21 protein-coding genes are annotated in these 26,245 nt (G+C 37.1%); 10 read left to right on the forward strand and 11 right to left on the reverse strand.

The window, feature by feature from the left end; genetic code table 11:
• Positions 1–127: 127 nt before the first annotated feature.
• Positions 128–832, reverse strand: coding sequence for a dipeptidase PepE (gene pepE, locus ACFO3O_RS20255; protein WP_379982268.1), 705 nt, complete (start codon positions 830–832; stop codon positions 128–130).
• Positions 833–945: 113 nt separating this feature from the next.
• Here pepE and ACFO3O_RS20260 point away from each other — a divergent pair, with 113 nt between their 5' ends.
• From ACFO3O_RS20260 to ACFO3O_RS20295, 8 genes are all read left to right on the forward strand, one after another.
• Positions 946–1,773 carry a carboxypeptidase-like regulatory domain-containing protein gene (locus tag ACFO3O_RS20260; protein ID WP_379982270.1) on the forward strand — a complete coding sequence of 276 codons (828 nt, stop codon included), beginning with the start codon at positions 946–948 and terminating at the stop codon, positions 1,771–1,773.
• A gap of 65 nt (positions 1,774–1,838) precedes the next feature.
• Positions 1,839–2,576, forward strand: a complete 738-nt coding sequence (locus ACFO3O_RS20265) for a peptidase associated/transthyretin-like domain-containing protein (protein WP_379982272.1) — start codon at positions 1,839–1,841, stop codon at positions 2,574–2,576.
• Entirely contained in the window at positions 2,566–3,354 is a 789-nt protein-coding gene (locus ACFO3O_RS20270; RefSeq protein ID WP_379982274.1) for a carboxypeptidase-like regulatory domain-containing protein, read from the forward strand. Before ACFO3O_RS20265 ends, ACFO3O_RS20270 begins: the two co-directional genes overlap by 11 nt.
• A gap of 87 nt (positions 3,355–3,441) precedes the next feature.
• Complete coding sequence (locus ACFO3O_RS20275) at positions 3,442–3,948, forward strand: DUF6702 family protein (RefSeq protein WP_379982276.1); 507 nt, start codon at positions 3,442–3,444, stop codon at positions 3,946–3,948.
• Between the two features lie 58 nt (positions 3,949–4,006).
• Entirely contained in the window at positions 4,007–6,298 is a 2,292-nt protein-coding gene (locus tag ACFO3O_RS20280; protein WP_379982278.1) for a M1 family metallopeptidase, read from the forward strand.
• A 124-nt stretch (positions 6,299–6,422) separates the two neighbouring features.
• A complete protein-coding gene (locus tag ACFO3O_RS20285) occupies positions 6,423–6,710 on the forward strand; it encodes a Sec-independent protein translocase subunit TatA/TatB (protein WP_379982280.1) in 288 nt (95 codons plus the stop codon).
• Positions 6,710–7,252: a phosphatase PAP2 family protein gene (locus tag ACFO3O_RS20290; protein WP_379982282.1), complete on the forward strand. Its 543-nt coding sequence runs from the start codon at positions 6,710–6,712 to the stop codon at positions 7,250–7,252. The genes ACFO3O_RS20285 and ACFO3O_RS20290 overlap by 1 nt, the downstream gene beginning before the upstream one ends.
• Positions 7,253–7,467: 215 nt before the next feature.
• The gene (locus tag ACFO3O_RS20295; RefSeq protein ID WP_379982284.1) at positions 7,468–9,003 is read left to right on the forward strand and encodes a S8 family peptidase; all 1,536 of its coding nucleotides are present in this window, start codon (positions 7,468–7,470) and stop codon (positions 9,001–9,003) included.
• Positions 9,004–9,064: 61 nt separating this feature from the next.
• Here ACFO3O_RS20295 and ACFO3O_RS20300 read toward each other — a convergent pair whose 3' ends face one another.
• From ACFO3O_RS20300 to ACFO3O_RS20345, 10 genes are all read right to left on the reverse strand, one after another.
• Positions 9,065–9,742: an O-methyltransferase gene (locus tag ACFO3O_RS20300; protein WP_379982286.1), complete on the reverse strand. Its 678-nt coding sequence runs from the start codon at positions 9,740–9,742 to the stop codon at positions 9,065–9,067.
• Between the two features lie 75 nt (positions 9,743–9,817).
• Positions 9,818–10,900 (reverse strand): amidohydrolase family protein, encoded by a 1,083-nt coding sequence (locus tag ACFO3O_RS20305; RefSeq protein WP_379982287.1) that lies wholly within the window; start codon positions 10,898–10,900, stop codon positions 9,818–9,820.
• Positions 10,901–10,973: 73 nt separating this feature from the next.
• On the reverse strand, positions 10,974–11,753 hold the full coding sequence (locus tag ACFO3O_RS20310) for an SDR family oxidoreductase (protein WP_379982289.1): 780 nt from the start codon (positions 11,751–11,753) through the stop codon (positions 10,974–10,976).
• A gap of 54 nt (positions 11,754–11,807) precedes the next feature.
• Positions 11,808–13,268, reverse strand: a complete 1,461-nt coding sequence (locus ACFO3O_RS20315) for an aldehyde dehydrogenase (protein ID WP_379982291.1) — start codon at positions 13,266–13,268, stop codon at positions 11,808–11,810.
• Between the two features lie 645 nt (positions 13,269–13,913).
• Positions 13,914–17,276, reverse strand: a complete 3,363-nt coding sequence (gene secA / locus ACFO3O_RS20320) for a preprotein translocase subunit SecA (protein ID WP_379982293.1) — start codon at positions 17,274–17,276, stop codon at positions 13,914–13,916.
• Between the two features lie 99 nt (positions 17,277–17,375).
• Positions 17,376–17,597: a DUF2795 domain-containing protein gene (locus ACFO3O_RS20325; protein ID WP_379982295.1), complete on the reverse strand. Its 222-nt coding sequence runs from the start codon at positions 17,595–17,597 to the stop codon at positions 17,376–17,378.
• Between the two features lie 170 nt (positions 17,598–17,767).
• Complete coding sequence (locus ACFO3O_RS20330) at positions 17,768–18,343, reverse strand: cob(I)yrinic acid a,c-diamide adenosyltransferase (RefSeq protein WP_379982297.1); 576 nt, start codon at positions 18,341–18,343, stop codon at positions 17,768–17,770.
• Between the two features lie 715 nt (positions 18,344–19,058).
• On the reverse strand, positions 19,059–19,745 hold the full coding sequence (locus ACFO3O_RS20335) for an ABC transporter ATP-binding protein (protein WP_379982299.1): 687 nt from the start codon (positions 19,743–19,745) through the stop codon (positions 19,059–19,061).
• A gap of 147 nt (positions 19,746–19,892) precedes the next feature.
• Entirely contained in the window at positions 19,893–20,663 is a 771-nt protein-coding gene (locus ACFO3O_RS20340) for an O-methyltransferase (protein ID WP_379982301.1), read from the reverse strand.
• A gap of 160 nt (positions 20,664–20,823) precedes the next feature.
• Entirely contained in the window at positions 20,824–22,737 is a 1,914-nt protein-coding gene (locus ACFO3O_RS20345) for an ABC-F family ATP-binding cassette domain-containing protein (RefSeq protein ID WP_379982303.1), read from the reverse strand.
• Between the two features lie 234 nt (positions 22,738–22,971).
• Here ACFO3O_RS20345 and ACFO3O_RS20350 point away from each other — a divergent pair, with 234 nt between their 5' ends.
• On the forward strand, positions 22,972–23,760 hold the full coding sequence (locus tag ACFO3O_RS20350; protein WP_379982305.1) for a polysaccharide biosynthesis/export family protein: 789 nt from the start codon (positions 22,972–22,974) through the stop codon (positions 23,758–23,760).
• Positions 23,760–26,222 (forward strand): polysaccharide biosynthesis tyrosine autokinase, encoded by a 2,463-nt coding sequence (locus ACFO3O_RS20355; protein ID WP_379982307.1) that lies wholly within the window; start codon positions 23,760–23,762, stop codon positions 26,220–26,222. Before ACFO3O_RS20350 ends, ACFO3O_RS20355 begins: the two co-directional genes overlap by 1 nt.
• Positions 26,223–26,245 lie beyond the last annotated feature (23 nt).

The raw sequence follows: 26,245 nt of genomic DNA on the forward strand, positions 1-26,245 counted from the left end.
AAAATAAGTTACAAGAACTTCTGGAAGTAATAAGTTGGCGGCAGCAAATAGAGCATCTGAGGACATAGAATTTTTTAAAGCAAAGTTGTCTCAATTTTAATTACCCCACAACTTTTTGTGTTGAGCCTTAAAAATCAAGAAGACTGCCTGAAGTTATTTCATAAGGGACTTTGTCTTTTTCAAACACACGTGCTGTTGGCGTTCCACGAAGAGTAATGGCATTATCTAGAACCTCTAGCCAACTTCCTTCTCGTAAGCCTATAACAGGGATGTGATTATGCGCATGAAACTCTTTGATCCTTGTTTCACGTGTTTCGCCCATGTGCGTACTTCCCGCTATGGGGTCTAGATAATGTGGATTAATATTAAATGGTAGTGCACCTAGTGTTTTAAAACTAGGTGGATAGGCAATAGGCATGTCATTGGTCGTTTGCATAGTGAGTCCGCAAATATTACTGCCAGCACTTGTTCCTAAATAGGGTGTACCTTCAAATATTTTTTTACGTAAAACAGGGAGCACTTCTGTTTTGTATAATTGGTTGACAAGTACAAACGTATTGCCACCTCCTGTAAATATTCCTTCTGCATTTTCAATGGCTTCTACAGGGTTTTTGTAGGTGTGTAGTCCAATGATTTTTTTTCCAATTTTTTTAAATGCTTTGGCTGCTATATCTGTGTATTGCTCATGAGAAATCCCTCCGGGTCGGGCATAGGGGATAAAAACAATAGTGTTTGCGTTTTGATAGAGAACTTCTAACGTAGGTAATAGATACGCTAAATAGTCACTTCTGTGTAGCGTTGAAGTGCTAGCAATAATAAGTCTTTTGGGCATTGGGAATTTGTTTTTTTAAAAGTAGCTAATCGTCTTCAATTAACAAAAGTTTATAGGCGTATTAAGTTTTTCATCACATTTGAAACTGTTTCTTTGGAGTAACTAAATAATTCATGCATAAAGCACTATTTCTTTTTTTATTTTTATTGAGTACTGTAGTTTTTTCTCAAGAAACTGTTGTTTTGAGGGGGGAAGTTCTTAATGACTCCATAGAAAAAGCGTCCCTTACAGTCGTAAATATCTCTTTGAAGAAAGGTTCGATCACGAATGAGGCAGGTGTCTTTGAAATCCCTGTGCGTGTTTCTGACACCATTAATATAAGTGCGGTACAATACGAGTCTAGGCAGTTTGTAGTTACGCAAAAGATGTATGACCGAAAAACCATGTCTTTGTATTTGGAACCTAAAATTAATAAACTCGATGAGGTATTTATTAATAATGGATTTTTATCGGGTGTCTTAGATAAAGACGCCAATGATGTATCGCTTAAAGATTTGTTGGCAGGAATCCAAAAAGCTGCAGATCAGGGGTTGCTTGAAGATGTAGATATTGCTACAAGGGAAGAGCGAAGATTACATACCGCTACTTCGGGTACAAACGGGACTGCAAAAGAAAGTTTTACGGGACTTGCGATCCCGTTACCATGGTTGATTAATGGTATCAATGGAAAAACTAAAAAACTTAAAAAACATCTCGCTGTAGCTACTTATCAAGATAAAGTGATGCAAGCAATCACTAGATATTCTGATTCACTATATGTGAAAGATCTTCATATTCCTGAAGTGCTTATAGAAGATTTTATGTTTTACGCTTTACAGGATGCGTCTCTTGAAGAAATGGATACTACTAATTCTTTGTTGTTTTTGGAGTTTTTGAGTGCTAAAGCAACAGTTTACTTAGAATTAAAGAAAGAACACCAACCTAAAGATAAGCAAGATTAGTGATGTATAAAGTTTGTTTTTTACTACTATTATTATTTCTATCTTATTCTTTATTAGGGCAAGAGATGATCATTCTTCGAGGAGAAGTGCTTAATGACTCTATAGAAAAAGCCTCGCTTACAGTTGTGAATATTTCTCTTAAAAATGGGTCAATTACCAATGAGGAAGGTATTTTTGAAATTCCTGTACGTGTTTCGGATACCATTAATATAAGTGCGGTACAATATGAGTCTAGGCAGTTTGTGATCACGCAAAAGATATATGATCGTAAAACTATGTCTTTGTATTTAGTCCCTAAAGTAACTGAACTAGATGAGGTGAATATCAGTAATGTTGATCTTACAGGTTATTTACGTCGGGATATTTTAAATACACCTATTAAAAAGATAATCACGGCTGGAGATTTAGGGCTTCCTGAAAATGCACACGCTCCATTTACTCCAGAAGAACGAAGAGCTTACAGCGCAAGTGCGGGAGGTGCTGGTGCGTTTGGTGCGCTTATCATGGCTATAAACGGACAAGCTAAAAAATATAAGAAACAGTTAGAGGTCATGCGTTTTCAAATTAAAGTTGAAAAAGCACGCGAAACATTTTCGGATAGTTTGTATATGAAATCTCTAAATATACCCAAAGAGCTTATTGAAGATTTTGTATATTTTGTCTTTGAAGAGAAAAAAGCAGAAGGGGATGACGAAAAAGGAAATTCAATGGATTTACTAGAATATATGCTCAAAAAGTCTAGAAAATATATAGCTTTAAAAGAAAAAGAAGGACTCCCTAGTAAGAATAAAAATGATGAATAAAATTATAAAAATGAGTATCGGTTGTCTCTTCTTACTAAGTTCAGGGTTGTATGCCCAGAAATCTATACAGCTAGAAGGACAAATCCTAAATGACACGATAGATAAAGCACAACTTACCGTGGTTAATATTTCTTTAAAGAAAGGAACCATCACAGATTCTAACGGTTTTTTTACGATTGAAGCACGTGTAAACGATACCATTAATATCAGTGCTGTTCAATATGAGTCTAGACAACTTGTGGTGAATCAAACCATGTTTAATCGAAAGAAAATTTCGCTATATCTAATTCCAAAAGTCAATGAGTTAGAGACTGTAGAGATTAGTAATATTGATCTTACAGGTGATCTTACTAAAGATATCCGATCTACAAAATTTAAAAAAGAGGTATATGCAAAAGAGCTAGGTATTCCTGAAAATACTGCCCCCAAACGTACTGTCGAAGAACGACGTTACTACACAGCAGTCACAAGTGGAGCGGGGATTCCTCTTGATGGACTCATTAATTCTATTACTGGGCGGCTTAAAATGCTTAAAAAGCATATAGAAGTATCTCGATTTGAAAAATTGGTGCAAGAAAGCAGGTATCGTATTTCGGATACTATTTACATGAAAAACTTAAACATCCCCGAATCCTATATCGAAGATTTTGTGTATTATGTCTTTGAAGATAAAAAGGCCAAAGAGCTTGTAGATGCTAATAATGCCCTCGGACTTCTGGAGTTTATGATGCTTAAATCAAAACCGTATTTAGCGTTAAAAGAAAGCGAAAAAGAATAGCGGCATATTTTTTGGAAACAGAAATCCTATACCTTTGTTCAATTCTTAATTAGTACGCTTTCGCGAAAGCGCACTCAACCCAAAAAAATGAAGAAAATAGTTTTACTCGCATCCGTTATATGTTTGTTTTTGTGCACATCATTTACCATTCATAAATATTACCTAAGCGTTACCGATATTACATATAATACAGAAGAAGGCTCTCTACAAATGATTACACGCCTTTTTTATGATGACCTAGAGGATGTGCTACGCGAACGTTACAAAGAAGATCTGACGGTAGATGAAACCTCAAACCAGGAAGAACTTGATATCTATATCAAAAAGTACTTGAAAGCTAAGATGATCATTAAAGTGAATGGTGAAGAAAAAAACCTTTCCTACCTTGGGAAAGAATATGAGGATGATTATGTGGTATGTTATATAGAAATAACAGATATCACATCTTTAAAAACACTAGAGATAGAGAACACCGTACTAATGGATGCTTTTGAAGAACAAAAGAATATGGTACATACCGATATTCTGGGGAAAAAGAAAAGCCTTTTACTCGTTAATGGGAAAGCCAAAGCTGTGTTAAACTTTTCAGAATAGATTCACAAAAAAGTTAAGGTTTGGCTATTTTAGACCTCTAATTAAATGACAACAAATTATGATTCGTTTCAAGTACGCGTTATGCGCAATGCTATTACTTTGTGTCTCTTTAGGATACGCTCAAGAAGAAGAGCGTCAAGGAGGCCATGAGAATGAAAATAAATTCAGACAGCTCTATAATGAAATGTCTACCCCAAATTCCTATCGTACCGCTTCAGGAGCTCCAGGACACGAGTATTACCAGAATGAAGCAGATTATAAAATGAAAATCCAGTTGGATGACGCTAATAAGCGTATCACAGGATATGAAACAATTACCTATAAAAATAACTCACCAGATGATTTAACGTACTTATGGGTGCAATTAGATCAGAATATACGAGCAAAAGATTCTCCAGCTAAAGATAAAAATGGTGATAGAATAGGTGCTGTGAGTCAACCAGGAGGTCTTGTGTCTTCCTACATGACAGAAGGCTTTGACGGTGGTTTTAATGTAAATAGCGTTACCGCAAACGGAAAACCCCTCAAGCACACCATTAACTTTACCATGATGCGTATAGATATGCCACAGGTATTAAAATCGGGTGATTCTTTTGAGTTTTCTATTCAGTGGGATTATAACGTTCCAGACCACACGGTAGATAGAGCGCGTTCTGGTTATGAAACTTATAAAGATGGAAACAGAGGATATGTAATTGCTCAGTTTTTTCCTAGAATGGCTGTCTATAATGATGTAGAAGGATGGCAGAATTATCAGTTTTGGGGTAATGGAGAGTTTGCATTGCCATTTGGAGATTATGAAGTAGATATTACAGTACCAGCAGATCACTTATTAGATGGTACGGGTGAGATTACAAACCTTAAAGAAGTTTATAGTAAAGAAGAGTACAAGCGTTGGGAGAATGCCACCAAATCATTTGATAAGCCTGTAATCATTCGTACGCAAGCAGAAGCCGAACAAATGGCTGCTGGAAACGCGACCAAAACAAAGACATGGAAGCTTAAAGCTGAAAATGTACGTGATTTCGCATTTGCTACTTCTCGAAGATATATCATGGATGCTCAGGCAGTACGTTTTCCAGAGCGTAATGTGATGGCCATATCCATATACCCACCAGAAGGAAATCCATTATGGGAAGAGTATTCAACAAAAGCAGTAGTACAAACCCTTAAGACCTATTCTAAATTTACATTTAACTACCCATATCCTAAAGCAATTTCAGTACATGCAAAAAGTCAAGGGATGGAGTATCCTATGATTTGTTGGAATTATGGACGTCCTAATGAAGATGGCACCTATAGCGATCGTGTTAAATACGGGATGATCTCTGTAATTATTCACGAGGTAGGTCATAACTATTTCCCAATGATTGTAAATAGTGATGAGCGTCAGTGGGGATGGATGGATGAAGGATTAGATACCTTTATGCAATACTTAACAGAACAAGAGTTTGGGGAGAATTTCCCAGAGGCTATTGGCGATAATAAAGCATACCCTTCTCGAAGAGGAGCACCATCTAGGATTGTAAATTACATGAAAGGGAACCAAGATTTCATCTCTCCTATCATGTCTAATCCAGAAAACGTATATCAATTAGGGAATAATGCCTATGGAAAACCCGCAACTGCTCTTAATATCCTAAGAGAAACGGTGATGGGGCGTGAATTATTTGATCACGCTTTTAAGACGTATGCACAAAGATGGATGTTTAAACACCCAACACCAGAAGATTTCTTTAGAACTATGGAAGATGCATCTGCCGTCGATTTAGATTGGTACTGGAGAGGATGGTTTTATAGCACAGAAGCGGTAGATATAGGTGTTAAAGAAGTAAAATCATACTACGTTACAGATAAGGTGACTAAAGAAGGAAGAGAGCGTTTAGCGCGTTTTGGAGTAACAGACCCGAGTACCATACAGGCAGTATATGTAGTAGATGAAGATAGTGAAGAATTTGATCCAGCTATGAAAGGGAAATCAATGCTAGAAAACTCGGCAACTCTTAAAGAATATCTTATGGATAACTTTACACCAGAAGAGCGTGCAAAGATGAAAGAGCCTAAGCATCTTTATAAAATAGTATTTGAAAAGCCAGGTGGAATTCCAATGCCTATCATTGTAGAATACGAATATGCAGATGGAACTAAGGAAAAAGTAACGTATCCAGTTCAGATTTGGCGTAAAAATGATAGCGAAGTAAGTAAAGCAGTCGCATCAGATAAGGAAATCGTAAAAGTAACTGTCGATCCAGATCTTGAAACCGCAGATATAGATACTGATAATAATAGCTGGCCTAGAGCCAAGAAACAAGGTAAATTTGAGAAATTCAAAGAAAATGTAAAAGGGTAAAACTTCTTGTATTTTAAATTCTATAGAAATAAGCGTCAATTATATAGTTGGCGCTTATTTTTTTATGATAAAAACACCCAATAAAATATAAGGAACAACTCATAACAATTACTATCTTTGTGGTATGGTTACACTTCCATTATTTATAAGCGGTACCGAGATTGCCTTCATTATTTTTATAGTGATTATGGTGTTTGGTGCAGATAAAGTACCTGAAATCGCAAGAGGTTTGGGTAAAGGAATGCGTACGTTAAAAGATGCGACCAATGATATCAAATCTGAAATTACCAAAAGCGCAGAAAAACAAGGTATCGATCTTGACCTTGATGTAACCAAAGATATTAAGAAAGAGATTGATAAGGCAAAAGAAGATATTAATGATATCACAGGGCCTATTAAACGCCAGTTTTAATGGATCAAATTCTTGATTGGGACAAGGAACTGTTTTTATATCTTAACCGACTTAGCATAGGGAATTGGGATCATTTTTGGTTATTCGTAACCAAAATAGAAAACTGGATTCCACTCTATATTCTCTTCTTTTTCTTATTTTGGAAAAAGCTTCCGCGAAAAAAAGCACTACTCGCCACTCTTTTTACATTTATTTTGATGGGACTTACGCTCGGACTCACCAACCTAGTTAAAAATAGTGTCGCTAGAATTAGACCCAGCAATGAACCTGATTTTAATGGATTAGTAAAAGTGCTCCAAGAGAATCCTGATTTTAGCTTTTTTTCTGGACATTCAGCAGTTTCATTTGCCGTATCTGTTTTTGTAATTCTTATCCTAAAATCACACACCAAGTGGATTTGGGGTATTTTAATATGGCCGTTTCTCTTTGCCTTGAGTAGAATCTTTGTAGGTGTACATTACCCAAGTGATTTATTGGTAGGCGCTATTATTGGAATTTTATTGGCCGTTATATCAAGAAAACTTCTTCGCTCTATTATTTAAATTAAGTATACGGAATAGTCTTACTTTTTGATTTTTCTGGGAATACTTCCTTTTTTTAAGGTTACCTGTAGTATTTCAAGTTATTCGTAATTAAAAACTATTATTTATATGTAACTGATAATTAATTGGCAATTATTTTGATAAATTAATACTATGCATGCATAATGGTTGTGATTTTTTAGTATATTGGGACGTAACTATTTAATATATCCCCCATGAAAAAAACACTAGCCATTTTTGCAGGTGCATTCCTGCTTTTTTTTACATCTTGTACACGCGATGAAAATCTTCCAACTTCTATAGAGGAAGAAAATGCGATTCTAGAAATACAAGAGTCTGACACATTTTTAACCATAGAAGAAATTAATGCGATCATTGATAAAACGCTTTTTGAAAAAGGGACATTCTCTTGGGATGATGTCGCAGACAATGTGCTATGGAGTGCTGTAGTTCACGGAAACGAAATGATCACAGTAGGATATGGTGATAAAGGCGAGAGCTTTAGAATAGGTAAAGATAGTCGCTTAGAATCGATACAAGATGATATATTAACGACGGTAGCTACTTCTGAGCAGCAGACTAAAAATGAACTTAAATATTTGAGCGATGATGTTCTTAATGTAATTGATATTCACGTAACGACATTAGAAACTATTAAAAGCCTGAAAGCGATCTCTTCGATAAGGTATCTAGAACCTAACGGATATTCTTATTTTACGTCCAAAACCGATACTCCTGTTTCTGAGCAATCCCGATCATCAAGCGGTTGCGGTATGTCTGGAGCTAGTTTAAACACAAATGATTACCGTACCGTTACACCAGGCTCTTTGGTTTCTTGGACTTTTGATAATCATAATATTACACAAGCGTGGACTCAAAGTACAGGTGCTGGTATTACCATAGGGGTGATTGATACAGGAATATCACCTAATCAACCTTTATTGAATGCAAATTTTGGGGATGGTATGTCTATAGATAGTCGTACGGTAGAAAAATATGGAACCTATATAGATTCGCCTTGGTGGTGGTCTAATAATTTAGATGGTCCAAATGACAAATGCGGTCACGGTACTAGTATGGCGGCCACAGCTACGGCGCCCCGTAATAATGATAACAGACCTGTGGGCGTTGCTTACGATGCAAATTTAATCTCCTATAGAGGAACTGAAGATGTTTTATTGAATGATTATCATGAACGTAAAGGAGTTTCAAATGCATTACGAGCATTAGCAGATAGAGATGATGTGAAAATAATTTCGATGTCTATAGGGTATTTATGGTCTATAGGAAATGTAAAAGATGCAGTACGATATGCATATAGTAAAGGCAAATTAATATTTGCAGCAGGTGGAACATCAACTGCTATTACAAATTCATATCCTGTTATATTTCCTGCAAGCATGTCAGAAGCTATCGCAGTAACAGGGGTAACGGATGCTAGTACGTATAAAAGGTGTGATACGTGTCACAGTGGGCCACAAATTGAATTTACCATTATTATGGAACGTGATAATAATAACGATAGGACAAGTGCTGTTCTTGGCTTTTATGGAGGTGATAACGATTATGTAGGTGGCTCTTCTGTAGCCACGGCAACCACGGCAGGGATTGCTGCCCTAGTTTGGGCAAAATACCCTAACTGGAGTAGAAGCCAAGTGCTTACTAGATTGCGACAATCATCAGCTTTATATCCAAATAAAAGCAACACATTTGGATATGGAAATATTGACGCAAATCAGGCGGTTCAATAAACACTTGTAATTTTTATACATAAAAAGAGGCTTCTTGTTACAAGAAGCCTCTTTTTACTTATTATATAACTCTACTTATAGTGAGCCCGTCTCTAATGGGTAACAAGACGGTTTCGAGACGAGGGTCCTCATTGAGTAACTTATTATATTCTAGGAGAACCTTTGTATCTGTATCTTTTTTTTGTAGTGGTTCTACCACTTTTCCACTCCAAAGCACATTGTCAGAAAGGATCACTCCCCCAGTATTCATTTTATCCATGATCATATGGAAATAATTCAAGTAGTTAGACTTATCGGCATCTATAAATACTAGGTCGAATGTGGTGTTAAGTGTAGGAATAATATTTAAGGCTTGCCCGAGATGTTGTTCAATTTTTTTGGCATGTGGTGACGCATCAAAATGTTTTCTCTGAAAATCAACAAGCTCTTCTTTGATATCTATGGTATGTAGAATTCCTTCTTTTTGTAGTCCTTCAGCAAGACATAAGGCACTGTATCCTGTAAATGTCCCAATTTCAAGAATAGTTTTGGGGCGTATTAATTTTGATATCATACTTAATACGCGCCCTTGGTAGGGGCCCGAAAGCATGCGAGGTTGTAGCACCTTTTGGTAGGTTTCACGGGTAAGATTATTCAGATATTGAGGTTCTTGCGCAGAGTGCGCTACGACATATTCATCTATATTTTCAGGTAGGAAGTGCATGTTTTTAATTTTCGCGAAAGCGGAACTCTCATCCACCTTGTCTTTTTTTTAGTTCTTAGACTCTCGTAAGAATCTATTCTCCATGTTTTTTTATCTTCAAGTAAAAGCGATTTATTTTCCCATAATCCTTTTCTTAAATGCCTTTTTCTTCTTCTCGTCATCTCCATATAACCATTGTACTACATTGTCATCCCATATTTGGTCATATTCTGTGGCGTTTATGATGTTTCGTTCTAAGGCAAGATCTAGTATTTTGCCGGGATAACTACTTTGCGAAAGACTTTCCATTTCGCCAAGTGGATACGGATCATCCAGTCCCATGATGACTTGTTTGCTTCCTTGATTTTCGATGACTAGTTTTAATGAATTCGTGTCATGTACGAGCGTATCAAAAAAGATATTTGGGTGTCCTACTGATTTTCTAGGGTGCGTTTTGCCTTCAAAAAGATCGGGTCTTCCATCAAACCCTTGGATACGTCTTCCGAGATTTATTTGTGCTAATTGTCCACCGTGCGCAAAACAAACACGCATCCCAGGATATTTATCGGCATAGCCATTTAGGGTTAAAAAATGATACGCATCTGCACATTGCGCGAGCATCCATATTAAATGAAAACGCCAATTGGTATTTTCTAATTTGATAAACTTTTCTCCATCATACGGATGTACTTCTACCGCTAGATTGTACTTGCTTGCAAGCTCAAAAATAGGTTCATTTTCTTCATCAAAAATACAACGCCACGTTCCAATGGTATCCATATAATGTGTGGGAAGGCAAAGTAAATCCATACCTAGTACTTCTACGCAGCGTTCCATTTCCCATAAAGCACCTCTCACAAATCCAGGATGTACTACAAATCCAGTGGTAAATTTAGAAGGGTGTTCTTTTTGTACACGCGCATTAAAATCATTTTGAAATCGTAATGCCTGTTTCATTTCTTCTAGTCGTAACCCATTTCCGTAGAGTTGAGAGAGATTCAGTACCACTGCATGATCTATTTTATTATGTTCCATCCATTCCAGTTTCTCATTTAAAAAGAAACTAGAATCTGTCACTGGACGACTCCAGTTTTTCTGTAACATAAATTTTCGGTCTTTATCCACCCAAAAAATCCCTTTGTCTTTCATGAACTGAGGAATCTCTTCTGGATAAGGAAGTAAATGTGAATGTCCGTTAATGCGTAGTTTTTTCATAAGTGTTTCCTGCAAAAGCAGGAAGGATGTTAGTTAGTGTATAAAAATACAAAATGTAAAGTCAGGATAGATTTTACAATGATTTTGTACGTCCGCCATCTACAGGCACATTAATACCATTGATAAAGCTTGCTTTTTCACTCGCTAAAAAGGTGATCGCACTCGCTACTTCTTCGGGTTGTGCAAAGCGTTTTGCGGGTGCTGCGTTTTGCATAGCCGTGGCAATATCTTCAATAGATTTTCCTGTTTTCTTTGCTTTATTTTCTATAATTTCAGAAAGTCTACCTGTAGCCGTAGCCCCTGGGAGTACGTTGTTAACTGTGATACCAAAAGACCCAAGTTCATTAGCGAGTGTCTTGCTCCAATTGGCAACCGCTCCTCGTATGGTATTACTCACGCCGAGTCCGTCGAGAGGTTGTTTTACAGAGGTAGAGATCACGTTAATAATTCGGCCATAGCCAAGTGATTTCATGCCTGGAACTACTGTTTGAACCAAGAGATGATTGGATTGTAAATGTTGTGTAAACGCTTTCGCGAAAGCGGTCACATCGGCATCTATAATAGCACCTCCTGGAGGTCCTCCCGTGTTATTGATCAGAATATGAAACTGCTTTTTTGTCTCTGAAACGGCTTGTGCCACTTGCAATGGTTGTGTAAAATCGGCTACCACGTACGTATGTGTTTGCGTACCGTCATTGGGAAGCTCTGTAAGGGCTTGTTTTAATTTGTCTTCATTTCGAGCAATCAGTGTCACGTGTGCGCCTTCTTGGGCGAGCGCAATAGCGGTGGCTTTGCCAATACCAGCGGTGCTTCCGCAGACTAAGGCATTTTTATGTGTAAGATGTAAATCCATGTAGGTGTTTGATATAATGTCTATTTATTAATTATAGTGTGTAAGCGATCAACATCAATGATACTTGATGCACACATTTTTGGCTTCTGTAAAAAATCGTAAGGCTTCAAAGCCTCCTTCGCGACCTACGCCACTCGCTTTAACCCCTCCAAAAGGCGTGCGTAAATCACGCATCATCCACGTATTAACCCAAACAATTCCCGCTTGAATCGCGTTGCTCATGCGCATGGTTCGGTTGAGGTCTTTTGTCCATAAGGTGGCAGAAAGTCCGTAGGTAACATCATTGGCATATCCGAGTACGTCTTCTTCGGTGTCAAAGGGCATGATGGTGACCACAGGTCCGAAGATTTCTTCTTGATTCAGTTTACAACGGTTGCTTTGTACTTCAATGACCGTAGGTTCTAGATAATATCCATTCTCATAGCCTTCAACGATAACTTGGTTCCCTCCATAAAGGATGGTGCCTCCTTCTCCAGGGGCTTGTGCGATATAGGATTGTACTTTTTCTAAATGTGATTTGGAAACTAAAGCCCCTAAGTTCGCTTTCGCGGAAGCGGGATGTGCAACAATCAACTCTTTAACTCGAGCCACAAAATCCTTTTTAAATTTTTCATACAACGGGCGTTCCACAAAAATCCGACTGCCACACAAGCAAATTTGCCCTTGATTGGCAAAAGAAGAGCGTACGGTGGTGTCTAACATGCGGTCATAATCACAATCGGCGAAAATGATATTTGGATTTTTACCTCCTAGTTCTAGCGATAATTTTTTAAACTTGGGAGCGCAGGTACGGGCGATGTGTTCTCCTGTTTTGGTACCTCCTGTAAAGCTGATCGCTTTGATATCTGGATGCTCCAAAATGGCTTGCCCTGTGGTGGTGCCTAGACCCTGCATGATGTTTAAAACGCCTGGAGGTAACCCCGCTTCTGTGCAGATTTCTCCCAAAAGAAAAGCGGTCATAGGGGTGACTTCAGAAGGTTTTGCAATCACACAATTTCCGGCAGCAATGGCAGGTGCGATTTTCCAAGTAAATAAGTATAAGGGTAAGTTCCATGGGCTGATGCAACCTACAACGCCAATGGGTTTGCGAAGGGTAAAATTAATGGCTTGTAATCCTACACTTTCATGACTTTCGGAGGCAAACTGGGTAATGGCGTGTCCAAAAAACCGAAAATTGGAGGCAGCTCTTGGGATGTCAACGCTTTTAGCTAGACTCACGGGTTTTCCGTTATCGCGACTCTCTGCTTCGGCGAGTTCTTGGAGTCTGTTTTCTATGCCATCCGCTATTTTTAAAAGAATCCTACTCCGTTCATCAATCGTGGTGGTGGACCATGAGGTAAATGCCGTTTTCGCGAAAGCGACCGCTTCCTGAATATCTTGTGCGTTACTATTAGGAATCTTCCCATAGATGGCTCCAGATGCGGGTTCGTAATTGTCTATCCAATTCCCTGATGCAGGGTCTTTATAGACGCCATTACTGTAATTCTGTATAATGGTGTTGTCGTTGATATCCATAGAGGGTTAAATTACAAATTTTACAGAGCTATTGAAACATATTGTTGGGATTATTTGTTGGGTTTAAGAGTTGAGGAGTTGTTCTGAGTTTAGAAGTTTAAATATATAAATGTTTAAAAGGTTAAAAGTTGGCGGAGTCTGTAATTTCGGCACACATTCTCAGGTAATGTGAACGCACTCAATTACCTGACTTCTAGTTTTTTGTGTTATACCATTTACCAATTGAATTTACTGTAATAAAACACTCTTTTTTCCTTTCTATTTCACAAGAAAAAAGAAACCGTAGCTTAGGCTATGCTTTAGTTTTCTTTCTCATATAAAGAAAAAAATCATCGTTTTCTTTTCCAGTAAATTCAATTAATAACTGGTATTACTAAAGTTAGGGGACTGAGTGATTTTCATAGAAAATTGTATCGAAGTTACCGGAGTTGAGGCGTTTATAAAAGAATATTAAGATATAAAGAATAAGATTCCCTCCTTCGAGGGAATTAAAAGAGTATTCCTACGAAGGCGCAAAATAGCGTAGTATTCTAAAAACAGCCTGATACTCTATTTCTTATTGACTTCATCCAATGAGCTGTGTATTTCAAAAAAAAGAGGCTATTTTTTAAAATAGCCTCTTTGATCATCGTTGTTTTTAAGAAATTACTCTTCAATAATCACCCATTGTCCGTTGGCAATTAGGGGTTCTGCTTGTTTGTATTTAACTTCTTTGTTTTCACCTGTCATTACATTTTTAATAGTGACACGTTCGTTACGTCCTATTTTTGGACGGTCTCGTGTGATAGTTTCTGTTACCTGACGTTGTTGCGTTTGAGTGTTTCCTGCAGCTCTAGCTTGTGCAGAACGCTCATCCATATTTGGAATTTCTTCTTTAGACGTTTCTAATTCTTGTTTAGGACGACGAACTTTGCCAGCATCAGCAACTTGTTGCTGGTTTCCTTGAGGAATTTCTCCTTTAAATAGGAAGGATATCACTTCTTTATTGACTTTATCAATCATTCTTTTGAAAAGTTCAAACGCTTCAAACTTGTAGATTAATAGTGGATCTTTTTGCTCGTGAACGGCCAATTGTACACTTTGCTTTAACTCATCCATTTTACGTAAATGCGTTTTCCAAGCATCATCAATAATGGCAAGTGTGATATTTTTTTCAAAATCAGTAACGAGTTGTTTTCCTCCAGATTCGTAGGCATCTTTTAGGTTGGTCACTACTCTGAGTTCTTTGGTGCCATCTGTAAAGGGAACAACAATACGCTCAAAGTTACTAGCAGGATCTTCGTACACTCTTTTTATAATAGGGAGGGCGAGATCTGCGTTGCGAGTCATTTTGTCTTTGTAATGATCAAATGCTGCATGGTATACTTTGTCTGTAATTTCTTTCGCCGAAAGGCTAGAAAAATCTGATTCAGATACGGGACTACTCATAGAGAAGTAGCGTATCAATTCAAACTCAAAGTTTTTGAAGTCTTGTGCTTGCTTGTTAGACTCTACAATCACCTCAGAGGTGTCGTAGATCATATTGGCAAGGTCAACGCGTAGACGCTCTCCAAATAAGGCGTGACGACGACGTTTGTAAACAACTTCACGCTGTGCATTCATCACGTCATCATATTCTAATAATCGCTTACGTACCCCAAAGTTATTTTCTTCTACTTTTTTCTGTGCACGTTCTATTGATTTTGAGATCATTCCATGTTGGATCACTTCGCCTTCTTTAAGACCCATACGGTCCATCATTTTTGCGATACGCTCACTTCCAAAAAGACGCATTAGATTGTCCTCTAGGGACACATAAAACTGTGAACTTCCTGGATCTCCTTGACGTCCCGAACGACCACGTAGCTGTCTATCTACACGACGAGAGTCATGACGTTCTGTTCCTACAATAGCAAGACCTCCTGCTGCTTTTACCTCGTCAGAGAGTTTAATATCTGTTCCACGTCCCGCCATGTTGGTAGCGATGGTTACAATTCCTGCGTTACCAGCTTCAGCAACAATGTCTGCTTCTTTTTTATGCAGTTTTGCATTCAGTACGTTATGAGGTACTTTGCGTATGGTTAACATACGACTTAACAATTCAGAAATCTCAACAGAGGTAGTACCGATAAGAACAGGTCTTCCCTCATTGGAAAGTTTTGTTACTTCATCAATAACAGCATTGTATTTTTCACGTTTTGTTTTAAAAACGAGGTCGTCTCTATCTTTACGAGCAATAGGTCTGTTGGTTGGAATTTCTACAACATCAAGTTTGTAGATTTCCCATAATTCTCCTGCTTCAGTCACCGCAGTACCTGTCATTCCTGACAGCTTGCGATACATACGGAAATAGTTTTGTAGTGTTACGGTAGCAAACGTTTGTGTAGCGTCTTCAATCTTCACATTCTCTTTTGCTTCAATAGCTTGGTGAAGACCGTCACTGTAACGGCGTCCATCCATGATACGTCCTGTTTGCTCATCGACGATCATTACTTTGTTATCCATCACGACATACTCTGTATCTTTCTCAAAAAGCGTGTAGGCTTTCAGTAATTGATTCATAGTATGAATACGCTCGGATTTTATGCTAAATTCACGAAAGAGTTCTTCTTTTTCTTCTGCTTCTTCTTCTGGGCTAAGTCCTTTTTCTTCAATTTTGGCAATTTCCATTCCCATTTCTGGCATGACAAAGAAATTAGGATCGTCTTCTCCAGATAAAAATTCTATTCCGCGGTCTGCAAGTTCGATTTGGTTATTCTTTTCATCAATCGTGAAGTATAACTCTGCGTCGATTTTTGGCATCTCACGGTTATTATCTTGCATGTAGAAGTTTTCTGTCTTTTGCAGTAATTGACGTATTCCTTCTTCACTTAAATATTTGATAAGTGCTTTGTTTTTTGGGAGTCCGCGATAGACACGTAATAATTGGATACCTCCTTCTTTAGTGTCTCCTGCAGCAATCAATTTTTTTGCTTCGGCAAGGGTCCCTACGAGTTGTTGGCGTTGTATCGAAACTAATTTTTCAATTTGTGGTTTTAGTGCGTTGAACTCATGTACATCTCCTTTCGGTACAGGGCCAGAAATAATAAGAGGTGTACGAGCATCATCTACCAGTACAGAATCCACTTCATCTACGATAGCGTAGTTGTGAGGGCGTTGTACAAGGTCATCTGGAGCGTGAGACATATTATCACGTAGGTAGTCAAAGCCAAATTCGTTGTTGGTACCGTAGGTGATGTCTGCGGCATAGGCTGCACGACGCTCTGGACTGTTGGGTCTATGATAATCAATACAATCTATGGTTAAGCCATGAAATTGGAATAAAGGCGCCATCCAAGCGCTATCACGTTTTGCTAAGTAGTCGTTTACGGTTACTAGGTGAACCCCATTACCAGTAAGTGCGTTAAGATACACCGGTAAGGTTGCCACAAGTGTTTTACCTTCTCCTGTTTGCATCTCTGCAATTTTTCCTTGATGCATGGCGACACCTCCAATAAGCTGTACATCATAATGGATCATATCCCAAGTAACTTCTTTTCCAGCAGCATCCCAGCTATTTGCCCAGATGGCTTTATCTCCTTCAAGGGTCACGTAGTCTTTGGTTCCACTAAGGAATCTATCGTATTCTGATGCGGTCACTTCTAATGAAGTGTTATTTGTAAAACGTTTTGCCGTTTCTTTTACAACAGCATATGCTTCAGGAAGCATATCGCTTAAAGCTTTTTCAGAAACGGTATAGGACTCATCTTTTAAGGCGTCTATTTGTGTATAAACATCTTCACGTTGATCTATGTCTTCTGTATTTTCTGCTTCTGTTTGTAGAGCTTCGATACGATCATTAACATCTTGCAAAGCATCTGCAAGTCGTTTTTTAAATTCAACTGTTTTTCCTCGTAGATCGTCTAATGATAGCGCTTCAAATTCTTTCTCGTACGATTTAATTTTATCTACAATAGGCGTAATAGCGCCAACATCTTGTTTTGACTTATCACCTACAAAAACTTTTAATACTTTGTCTAATAATCCCATAATATATGGTGTTGTTATGTGTAATTTATAAACATCAAATTTACTCAAAAAAAAAGCCTCTGAGCGAGACTTTTTATAGTGTTTTAACGTAATGTTTTATTAATATTCATCTTCGTTCCAGAGATAATCTTCATCAGAAGGGTAATCTGGCCAAATCTCTTCGATAGAATCATAAGATTCACCTTCGTCTTCAATGGCTTGTAGGTTTTCGACTACTTCTAAAGGCGCTCCAGTTCGTATCGCATAATCGATCAACTCATCTTTTGTCGCCGGCCAAGGTGCATCACTTAAATAAGAAGCTAGTTCTAATGTCCAGTACATAGCAAATATGTTTTTAAATTTTGTGCAAAAATAATTTTTCTGAGCAGAAAACCAAGTGAAATGTCGATTATTTCAAAATAAATTTAAGAACGTATGTATCAGAGGCCTATCAATTACTCGTGTTATGTCACTGTGAGCACTGTTTTGCGTGATAAATAGCAGTGGTATTTTTATTCTATTTTTTTGGGAATCCATTTGATCTCCTCTGCCTGTAGATCTTTGGACAACTTCCGTGCCAGCACAAAAAGGTAGTCAGAAAGTCGGTTAAGGTACTTTAGTGTATGGTCATCAAAAGGGGATATATCATAAAGAGCTGTAGCTAATCGCTCTGCTCTTCTACATACACAACGGGCAATGTGACAATATGACACTGTGGTGTGCCCTCCTGGCAATACAAAATGCGTAATAGGAGGTAAGTGGTCATTCATATCATCCATTTCTGTTTCAAGTAACTCAATATCTTCTTCGTTTATTCTTGGTATATTAAGTCTGTCTTTCCCGTTTTTGAGGGTCATTTTATCAGGGTCTGTTGCGAGAACAGCACCCACGGTAAAAAGTTTATCTTGAACGTTGACTAAAATTTCTTTACTTCTTGCGTCAATATCTTGATCTCTGATCAGTCCTATGTGAGAATTAAGTTCGTCTACGGTACCATAACTATCAATGCGTATATGGTGTTTGGGTACGCGTGTGCCCCCAAAAAGGGCTGTGGTTCCTTTATCTCCTGTTTTTGTATATATTTTCATAGTGTTTACGAAGGCGAGCACCTTGTCTCGCAGTCGACTTTTTTATAGAAAGGTGTATGTTGTACACCTTAACTTGATGATTATTAGTTGTATTTTTTCCTTTCGCAAAAGTTTTTGAATTCTCTTTTTTGCTTTACAAATATTTCTAATTAGAAAGAAAACTCGTATCAGAATAGCTATCTATAACATGATTATTCGTTTTTTTCTTTTCTTTTAGCTTGATAATTATCTTTGAAATTACGTCGCTTTCGGTGATAGAGTTTGTTCTTGTTACGTTTGTTATTGGCAAAAACAAGTAAAAACAAGATTGCAAGCCCTATAAAGACAATAAATATTTGCGAAGTATTTGATAAAGAATCAAAGAATTTCATGGTGTTCTATTCTAAGTGATGAAGATACAGCCATACGAAGCAAATTACAAATGTGGATTCTTAAAAATGTTTAAAAGTTTAGGAGTCGAGGGGTTGAGGAGTTTAAAAGGGTAAGCGTTGATGGGATCGTAATTTTTGGTGCAATTTTGCAGAAAAAGTGAACGTACTCAATCACCTAACAGCGAGTTTTAGCTAGTACTAAGGCAGGAGACTGAACGATTTTCGTTTTCGAGAAATAGTATCAAAGTCAGCGACTAGGGCTATGAAAACAGCGTAGATTGGTAATTTTATGCTTTCGCGAAAGCGTAAAAAAAACTAATGATTATATGTTGTATATAAGGTGTTTACCTATTGCGTTCGTCACTTTCTATGACACCGTCACGAAGTCTGATAATACGGTGCGCATGTGCTGCAATATCTTCTTCGTGTGTTACAAGAATTACAGTATTTCCAGCAGCGTGAATCTCATCAAATAATGCCATAATCTCCACCGATGTTTTGGAGTCAAGATTTCCTGTTGGCTCATCGGCAAGGATGATAGAAGGTTTATTGACTAGTGCTCTTCCTACCGCTACACGCTGGCGTTGTCCTCCAGAGAGCTGATTAGGTTTGTGATCCATACGATCTGCAAGACCTACGTCTTTTAAGACTTCTTCTGCGCGTTTATGGCGTTCGGATTTTGAGGCTCCCGCATATACCATAGGTAGTGCGACATTATCTAAAGCCGTGGTACGGGGTAATAAATTAAACGTCTGAAATACAAAACCAATCTCTGTGTTACGAACCTCTGCGAGCTCATCATCGCTCATGCTACTCACGTCGCGATTGTTGAGGATATACGTCCCAGAAGTAGGAGTGTCAAGACACCCTAGAAGATTCATTAATGTAGATTTCCCAGATCCAGAAGGTCCCATAAAGGCTACGTATTCTCCTTTTTCAATATCTAAGTCAATGCCTTTAAGTACATATACAGTTTCGCTTCCTAATGGGAAATTTCTTCGAATATCTCGAATCTTGATCAAATTACTCATACTATAATTACTGTATTGTTCGTGAAGGGTTCACAAGTGGTTTTGCTATTAGAAGACTAAAGTAATGGATTGTTACAAATTTCTCCAGAATATTTTCGCTTAAAGCGAAAAAACGAAGCATTCGCCATCTGGGGAGTTGATTTCCTTTTACAGTTTAATGAAAAAATCTTCTTTATGTTGTTCCTCTCTAAAAAACAAAAAGCCTATGTAAAAGCAGTCTATAGTGACGGTTACTTCAGGAAGTTTTTTTAGTATGTGCCAGGCTTCTGTCATCTCCTGAGACCAATGGATATCATCAAAAACCCACACGGTTTCATTAGTAATTGTTGGAAGCATTTCTTGAGCGTAGTGTAATGTAGCTTCCTTTGAATGATTCCCGTCAAAATAAATGAGATCAAATTTGTTTTTGTTTATTTTCTGTAGGCTTTCGCCAAATTCTCCTATGATGATATCTACATTAGAAACTCCAAAATCCTGGAGCTGTTGTTGTGCGATAGCGGCTGTTTCTGGACAACCTTCTAAGCTGGTTACTACGGATTCAGGGTTTGCAGAGAGTGCGATGGTGCCCATTCCTAAAGACGTGCCAATTTCTAAAATGTTTTTTGGTTGAAAATAGGTAATCATACGTTCTATAAGTTGCATTCTCTTTAAAGGGGCTCCTGCATACCGAGCAATGTCTTTTACCATTCGCTCATCAGACCTAAATACCCGTGACCCTGCACCAAAATCTGTTACCGAAATGATTTTATTATTTTGTAAAAGTGTATTTCTGTAAGCGATTAATTTTGAAACGTTTTCATCTTTGCTTTTACCTTTTAGGCACTTTTTTTCAAATGAAAAGACAAAGGGAGAGTGTATTCCATGGAGATGGAATGTTTTTGGAAGCCATTTTATATACGTGATTATTTGGTGTAACAAGGTGTTGGCAGTAATATACTAAATTTCAGGTTTCAAAAAAATCAAATTCCAAATCTCAAAAAAAATCAAATTCCAAACTCCAAAAAAAAATCAAATCTCAAAAAAACTCTAGTTTCTTATCTTCTTATGATCAGAAAATCATATTAATAATCAACAATAGTTACCCCTCCATTTTTGCGGAGAGTTCAAACCATCGTTCCTCTTTAGTCTCTATATTTTTGATGATTTTTGCTAAGTCTGCCGATGCTTTTGTGATTTGGTCTTGTGTTAAATCAGGGTTTAAGAATTCTTTTTCTTTTTCTACTTTATCCCTTTCTAGTTGTGCAATTTCACGCTCTAATTTAGCATGTTCCTTTTGTTCTTGAAAGGAGAGTTTGCCTTCGTGTTGTTTTTCTTTCCAAGATTTTGTGTCTGATGTTGATGAGGTTTCGTTGGCATCTGAAATTACTTTTTGACTAGCCATTTTTGTTGCCTCATCAGTATTATTGAAACTTACATTTCCTTCGTACGTTCTATAATCAGAGTAGTTGCCAGGAAAACCATCAATCACAGCATCTCCTTTAAATACAAAAAGATGATCTACAATCTTGTCCATAAAATAACGGTCGTGAGAAACCACGACAAGACATCCTGGGAAATCTAATAAGAAATTTTCTAGGACATTGAGTGTTACAACATCAAGGTCGTTGGTAGGTTCATCGAGAATTAAAAAGTTTGGATTTTGTATAAACACCGTACAGAGGTATAGGCGTCTTCGCTCACCACCACTTAGTTTTTCTACAAAATCATATTGTTTTTTTGCGTCAAAAAGGAACCGTTCTAGCAATTGTCCAGCAGAGATGATTCGTCCTTTTTTGAGAGGAATAAAATCACCAAATTCCTTGATGACATCAATTACTTTTTGTCCAGGTTTGATATCGATGCCTTTTTGAGTATAATATCCAAACTTCACCGTGTCTCCAACCACTACTTTTCCAGCGTCTGGACGTATAGCACCTGTCATGATATTAAGAAATGTAGATTTGCCAGTTCCGTTTTTTCCTATCACTCCAACACGTTCTCCTGTTTTGAAAACATATTCAAATGTATCTAAGATTTTTAAATCCCCAAAGGCTTTACTTACTTTATGAAACTCAAGAATTTTACTTCCTAAGCGTTCCATGTTGATTTCTAGTTGTACTTCGTGATCATTGCGACGTTGACTTGCGCGTTCTTTGATTTTATGAAAATCATCGATACGTGATTTTGATTTTGTTGTACGGGCTTTGGGCTGACGACGCATCCACTCAAGTTCTTTTTTGTAAAGCAATTTTGATTTAGCTAACTCAGTAGATTCAGCTGCCATGCGCAACTCTTTGTTTTCAAGGTAGTAGGCATAGTTTCCTCTATAGCTATGCAGTTTTCCTTGATCTAGTTCTATAATTTCATTGCACACATTTTCTAGAAAGTACCGATCATGCGTCACCATGAAAATAGTGAGATTTTCCTTTTTGAAATACTCTTCAAGCCACTCAATCATTTCTAGATCTAGGTGGTTGGTAGGTTCATCTAGGATCACTAAATCTGGTTTGCTCAAAAGCAATGAGGCGAGTGCGAGTCGTTTTTTCTGTCCTCCGCTCAGTAAGGATACTTTTCTATCTAAATCATGTAGTTTTAACTTGGATAGTATTTGTTTGTATTGCGTCTCAAAATCCCATGCGTTCATGGCATCCATGCTTTCAAATGCTTTTTGGTAGGCATCTTCATCTTCTGGGTGGAGCAATGCCTTTTCGTAAGCAGCAATGGTTTTGATAATTTGATTATCGCCTGTAAATATGGTTTCTTCTACGGTAAGGTCTGGAGATAGATTAGGTTCTTGTGGTAAATAGGATATGGTAATACCCTTGCGAGAGACCACTTGACCACTATCTGTAGCTTCTAGCCCTGCTATAATTTGTAGCATGGATGTTTTTCCAGTTCCATTTTTGGCGACAAATCCTATTTTTTGATCTTTATTGATCCCAAATGAAATGTCATCAAATAAGGTGTGTTCTCCAAATGATTTTGATATGTTTTCTACAGAAAGATAATTCAATGTGTATGTTGTTTACGTACATACATCGAAAACTAAAATGGTCGATGTATACTACAAGTTTTTCGTGTTAAAAACGAATTTTTCTAACATCGCAAAAATACCCAATCTACCGATATGATGATACATAATTATGCTTCCTTTTAGAAAATGTTAAGGGAGTTATACGTTAAAGGTCTATGAAAGTTTCATTATTAACGATGAACGCCTATATTTGTTATTCATAACCTTAACCTGATGAAATACCCAGCTGTGCTTTTATTGCTCGTTATACTTGCGAGCATTTCTTCCTGTATCCCTACAAAAAGGCTTACATATCTTCAAGAGACGGAGCAGGTAAATGATAGCTTGATCAGTGTTTATCAACAGCAAAAGCCTTACAGGCTTCAAATAAGTGACGTGTTGAGTATACGTGTTAAAGCGCTGGATCAGAATTTAGTAGAAATATTTAACCCTTTAGGGACTGCTAATACACAGTTAGGAGAAGGGTTTTATTATGATGGCTTTGCTATTGATTCCCATGGGAATATTAGGATGCCTACTTTAGGGGAGATTAACGTATTGGGAAGGACCACAGAGGAAGTTCGGATGATTATAGAAGATAGGTTATTAAAAGATTACTTTAAGAAAGAGGCCAATATATTTGTGACTGTAAAATTAGCTGGGATTCGCTACACCATTGTAGGAGAAATAGCAAATTCAGGAATAAAGAATGAATTTGTAGAGCGACTTTCTGTATTAGATGCTATAGCAAACTCAGGAGGCGTTCCCTTAACTGGAGATTTACAAGATGTTGTAATTATTCGGAAATACCCTGGAGGTCAGAGGGTGCATCATGTGGATTTAACAACGCTAGATGTAATGCAATCCCCTTATTATTATATCCAACCTAATGATCTTATTGTAATCAACCCTCTCCCTCAAAAAAGCTTGGGTGCAGGAACGACAGGCCTAGATACATTTAGGACTATTCTAACCGTATTGACGACACTTACAACAACTATTTTATTATTTACAAGATTATAATGGAAGAAGAGTTTGAAGTAAAAGAATCGGGTAATTTTTTTGATTTTAAAGGATTCCTTATAAAAGTAATTAGTTTTTGGCCTTTGTTTCTTCTAAGTCTAGCCATTGCCTTTGGTGTTGCGTATTATAAAAACTTAAAAAAGTTGCCTATTTACTCTATGAGTAATATGATCTCTATCAAGGATGATCAAAACCCATTGTTTACAGGAAATACAAGTTTAGTGTTTAATTGGGGAGGTACCACTGATAAAGTACAAACAAATATTGTTTTATTTAGATCTCGCACACATACTGAAAAAGTTGTTAAAGAACTTCAATTTTACACAAATTACTTAAAACAGGGAGAGTATTTACTAGAAGATGTATATGGTTTTACTCCTTTTAAATTTAATCTTAATGATCGTTTTCCTCAACTCTATGGGAAAAGAATTACGATTAAAGATCTTGGGAATGAAACTTTTGAATTTAGCATTCCCTTTTCAGGGGGCAATGTCTCACTTTTTAATTATAGTGATTTGAAATTTTCAACGGCGCCAGCACCTGCATCAGATTTTGTACAACAATTCAAACTAGGGGATACTATCGATTTGCCCTTTTTAAAAGGTGTGTTTGAGCGTACAGGAAGAAGAGGGACTGTAGGTCAGGAGTATTTTGTGAATAACGAAAACTTTAATAGTAAAGTAAAAAGTTACAATCGCATCAATATATCTCAAAAGCCTCAGGGTTCTTCTATATTGGTGTTAAGTATGTCTGGCACTAATAAACAGCGACTTATAGATTATTTGAATACCTCAGTGAAGGTGCGCGAACGAGATCAACTAGAGCGTAAAAATTTATTTGCTACCAATACGATTGCCTTTATAGATTCTAGCCTTACCAAGCGAAATGTTGAATTAGAGGGGGTATTAGATGAATTAAATACATTCAAGAATAACAATATAGATGTAGCTCTCAAAGGAGGGTCAGAGCAATTGAGTAACAAACTACAGGGGTATGATTTACAGAAAGAAGAAGTAAATCGGAAAATAAATTATTATAACCTTCTCGAAGACTATTTATTAAATCGTAAGGACTATGTGAACGTGCCAGCTCCATCGGTGGCCGAAATTCAAGAGCAAAGTATTGCGCAAAGTGTTAATAGAATTGTCTCTCTCTCTGTAGAGAGAAGCACCTACGCCTATTCTGCAAAAGAAGGAAATCCAATATATAATGAATTGGATAGAAAAATTAATGCAGAAAAAGCTGTTTTACTAGAGAATATAAGATCTTCCAAAAATATTCTTGATGATCAAATACAAACGATCAATAGAGATATTGTAAGAGCAGAAAATGAGCTTAAGAAATATCCCGCAGGAGAGCAGAAACTGTCTGAAATAGAGCGCAGATTCAAATTGAGTCAAGCAGCATATAATTTATATGAATCAAAGAAGAGTGAGGCTACCATTATAAAAGCATCAAACGTTTCTGATCTTCTTTTTATTGATCCAGCAAAAGATGTAGGAAATGGTCCAGTGGGACCAAATATGCGTTTAAATTATGTTATTGCAACGATCATAGGAGGATTGATACCTTTAGTTTTTGTGTTTCTACTAGTGTTTTTTGATACTAAAATTGGAAATCCAGAGGAAATTAAAATATTATCTAAAATTCCAATTTTAGGGGTAATCGGAAAAAGTGTTTATAAAACAAGTCTTGTTGTCAAGGATAATCCGCGATCTTCTATATCTGAAGCGTTTAGAGGAATACGTTCTAGTTTGCAATTTTTATATAAGTCTAAAGGAATCAAAGGCGCAAAAACGGTTTTAGTGACTTCATCGGTGAGTGGAGAAGGAAAAACATTTACTTCTATGAATATCGCGTCTGTTTTCGCTTTAAGCGAAAAAAAAACAGTACTCGTAGGACTTGATTTACGTAAACCAAAAATCTTTGATGATTTCGAGCTTACTAACGAAACAGGAGTCGTTAATTATTTGATTGGAGATGCAACCTTAGATGAAATTACTCAGAATAGTAGTCTTCCTTTTTTAGATGTTATATTGGCAGGGCCTATACCTCCTAATCCTTCAGAATTATTAATAAGTGATCAAATGAAGGTGTTTATGGAGGCACTTAAAGAAAAGTACGATTATATTATCTTGGATACACCTCCTGTAGGCCTTGTTGCCGATGCATTAGAGATTATGCCTTACGCAGATGCTTCTATTTATATGATCAGACAAGGATATACTAAGAAAGCAATGCTAGGGTTAATTAATGAAAAATACCGTGTCGGTGAAATTAAAAACATCAGTTTTGTTTTAAACTACTTTAGGACAAAAGGAAGATATGGATATGGCTACGGCTACGGTTATGGATACGGCTATGGGTATGGTACTTATGGAAATGGGTACCATGAAGATATGAAAAGATCTGGTCTTCTAAAACGTTTCATTCGTAAGATTAAAAAACGATTTAAAAAATAAATACTACCTTAAATATTCTTGTA

It is taken from the genome of Dokdonia ponticola, from assembly GCF_042653865.1.
GTDB lineage: Bacteria > Bacteroidota > Bacteroidia > Flavobacteriales > Flavobacteriaceae > Dokdonia > Dokdonia ponticola.

Bases quoted from the DNA above. Each gene is read 5' to 3' on its own strand.
- ACFO3O_RS20315 (WP_379982291.1), bottom strand. From the start codon at position 13,268: ATGGATATCAACGACAACACCATTATACAGAATTACAGTAATGGCGTC.
- secA (WP_379982293.1), bottom strand. From the start codon at position 17,276: ATGGGATTATTAGACAAAGTATTAAAAGTTTTTGTAGGTGATAAGTCA.
- ACFO3O_RS20285 (WP_379982280.1), top strand. From the start codon at position 6,423: ATGGTTACACTTCCATTATTTATAAGCGGTACCGAGATTGCCTTCATT.
- ACFO3O_RS20305 (WP_379982287.1), bottom strand. From the start codon at position 10,900: ATGAAAAAACTACGCATTAACGGACATTCACATTTACTTCCTTATCCA.
- ACFO3O_RS20260 (WP_379982270.1), top strand. From the start codon at position 946: ATGCATAAAGCACTATTTCTTTTTTTATTTTTATTGAGTACTGTAGTT.
- ACFO3O_RS20280 (WP_379982278.1), top strand. From the start codon at position 4,007: ATGATTCGTTTCAAGTACGCGTTATGCGCAATGCTATTACTTTGTGTC.
- pepE (WP_379982268.1), bottom strand. From the start codon at position 832: ATGCCCAAAAGACTTATTATTGCTAGCACTTCAACGCTACACAGAAGT.
- ACFO3O_RS20355 (WP_379982307.1), top strand. From the start codon at position 23,760: ATGGAAGAAGAGTTTGAAGTAAAAGAATCGGGTAATTTTTTTGATTTT.
- ACFO3O_RS20275 (WP_379982276.1), top strand. From the start codon at position 3,442: ATGAAGAAAATAGTTTTACTCGCATCCGTTATATGTTTGTTTTTGTGC.
- ACFO3O_RS20265 (WP_379982272.1), top strand. From the start codon at position 1,839: ATGATCATTCTTCGAGGAGAAGTGCTTAATGACTCTATAGAAAAAGCC.
- ACFO3O_RS20310 (WP_379982289.1), bottom strand. From the start codon at position 11,753: ATGGATTTACATCTTACACATAAAAATGCCTTAGTCTGCGGAAGCACC.
- ACFO3O_RS20330 (WP_379982297.1), bottom strand. From the start codon at position 18,343: ATGAAAATATATACAAAAACAGGAGATAAAGGAACCACAGCCCTTTTT.
- ACFO3O_RS20295 (WP_379982284.1), top strand. From the start codon at position 7,468: ATGAAAAAAACACTAGCCATTTTTGCAGGTGCATTCCTGCTTTTTTTT.
- ACFO3O_RS20350 (WP_379982305.1), top strand. From the start codon at position 22,972: ATGAAATACCCAGCTGTGCTTTTATTGCTCGTTATACTTGCGAGCATT.
- ACFO3O_RS20325 (WP_379982295.1), bottom strand. From the start codon at position 17,597: ATGTACTGGACATTAGAACTAGCTTCTTATTTAAGTGATGCACCTTGG.
- ACFO3O_RS20290 (WP_379982282.1), top strand. From the start codon at position 6,710: ATGGATCAAATTCTTGATTGGGACAAGGAACTGTTTTTATATCTTAAC.
- ACFO3O_RS20270 (WP_379982274.1), top strand. From the start codon at position 2,566: ATGATGAATAAAATTATAAAAATGAGTATCGGTTGTCTCTTCTTACTA.
- ACFO3O_RS20335 (WP_379982299.1), bottom strand. From the start codon at position 19,745: ATGAGTAATTTGATCAAGATTCGAGATATTCGAAGAAATTTCCCATTA.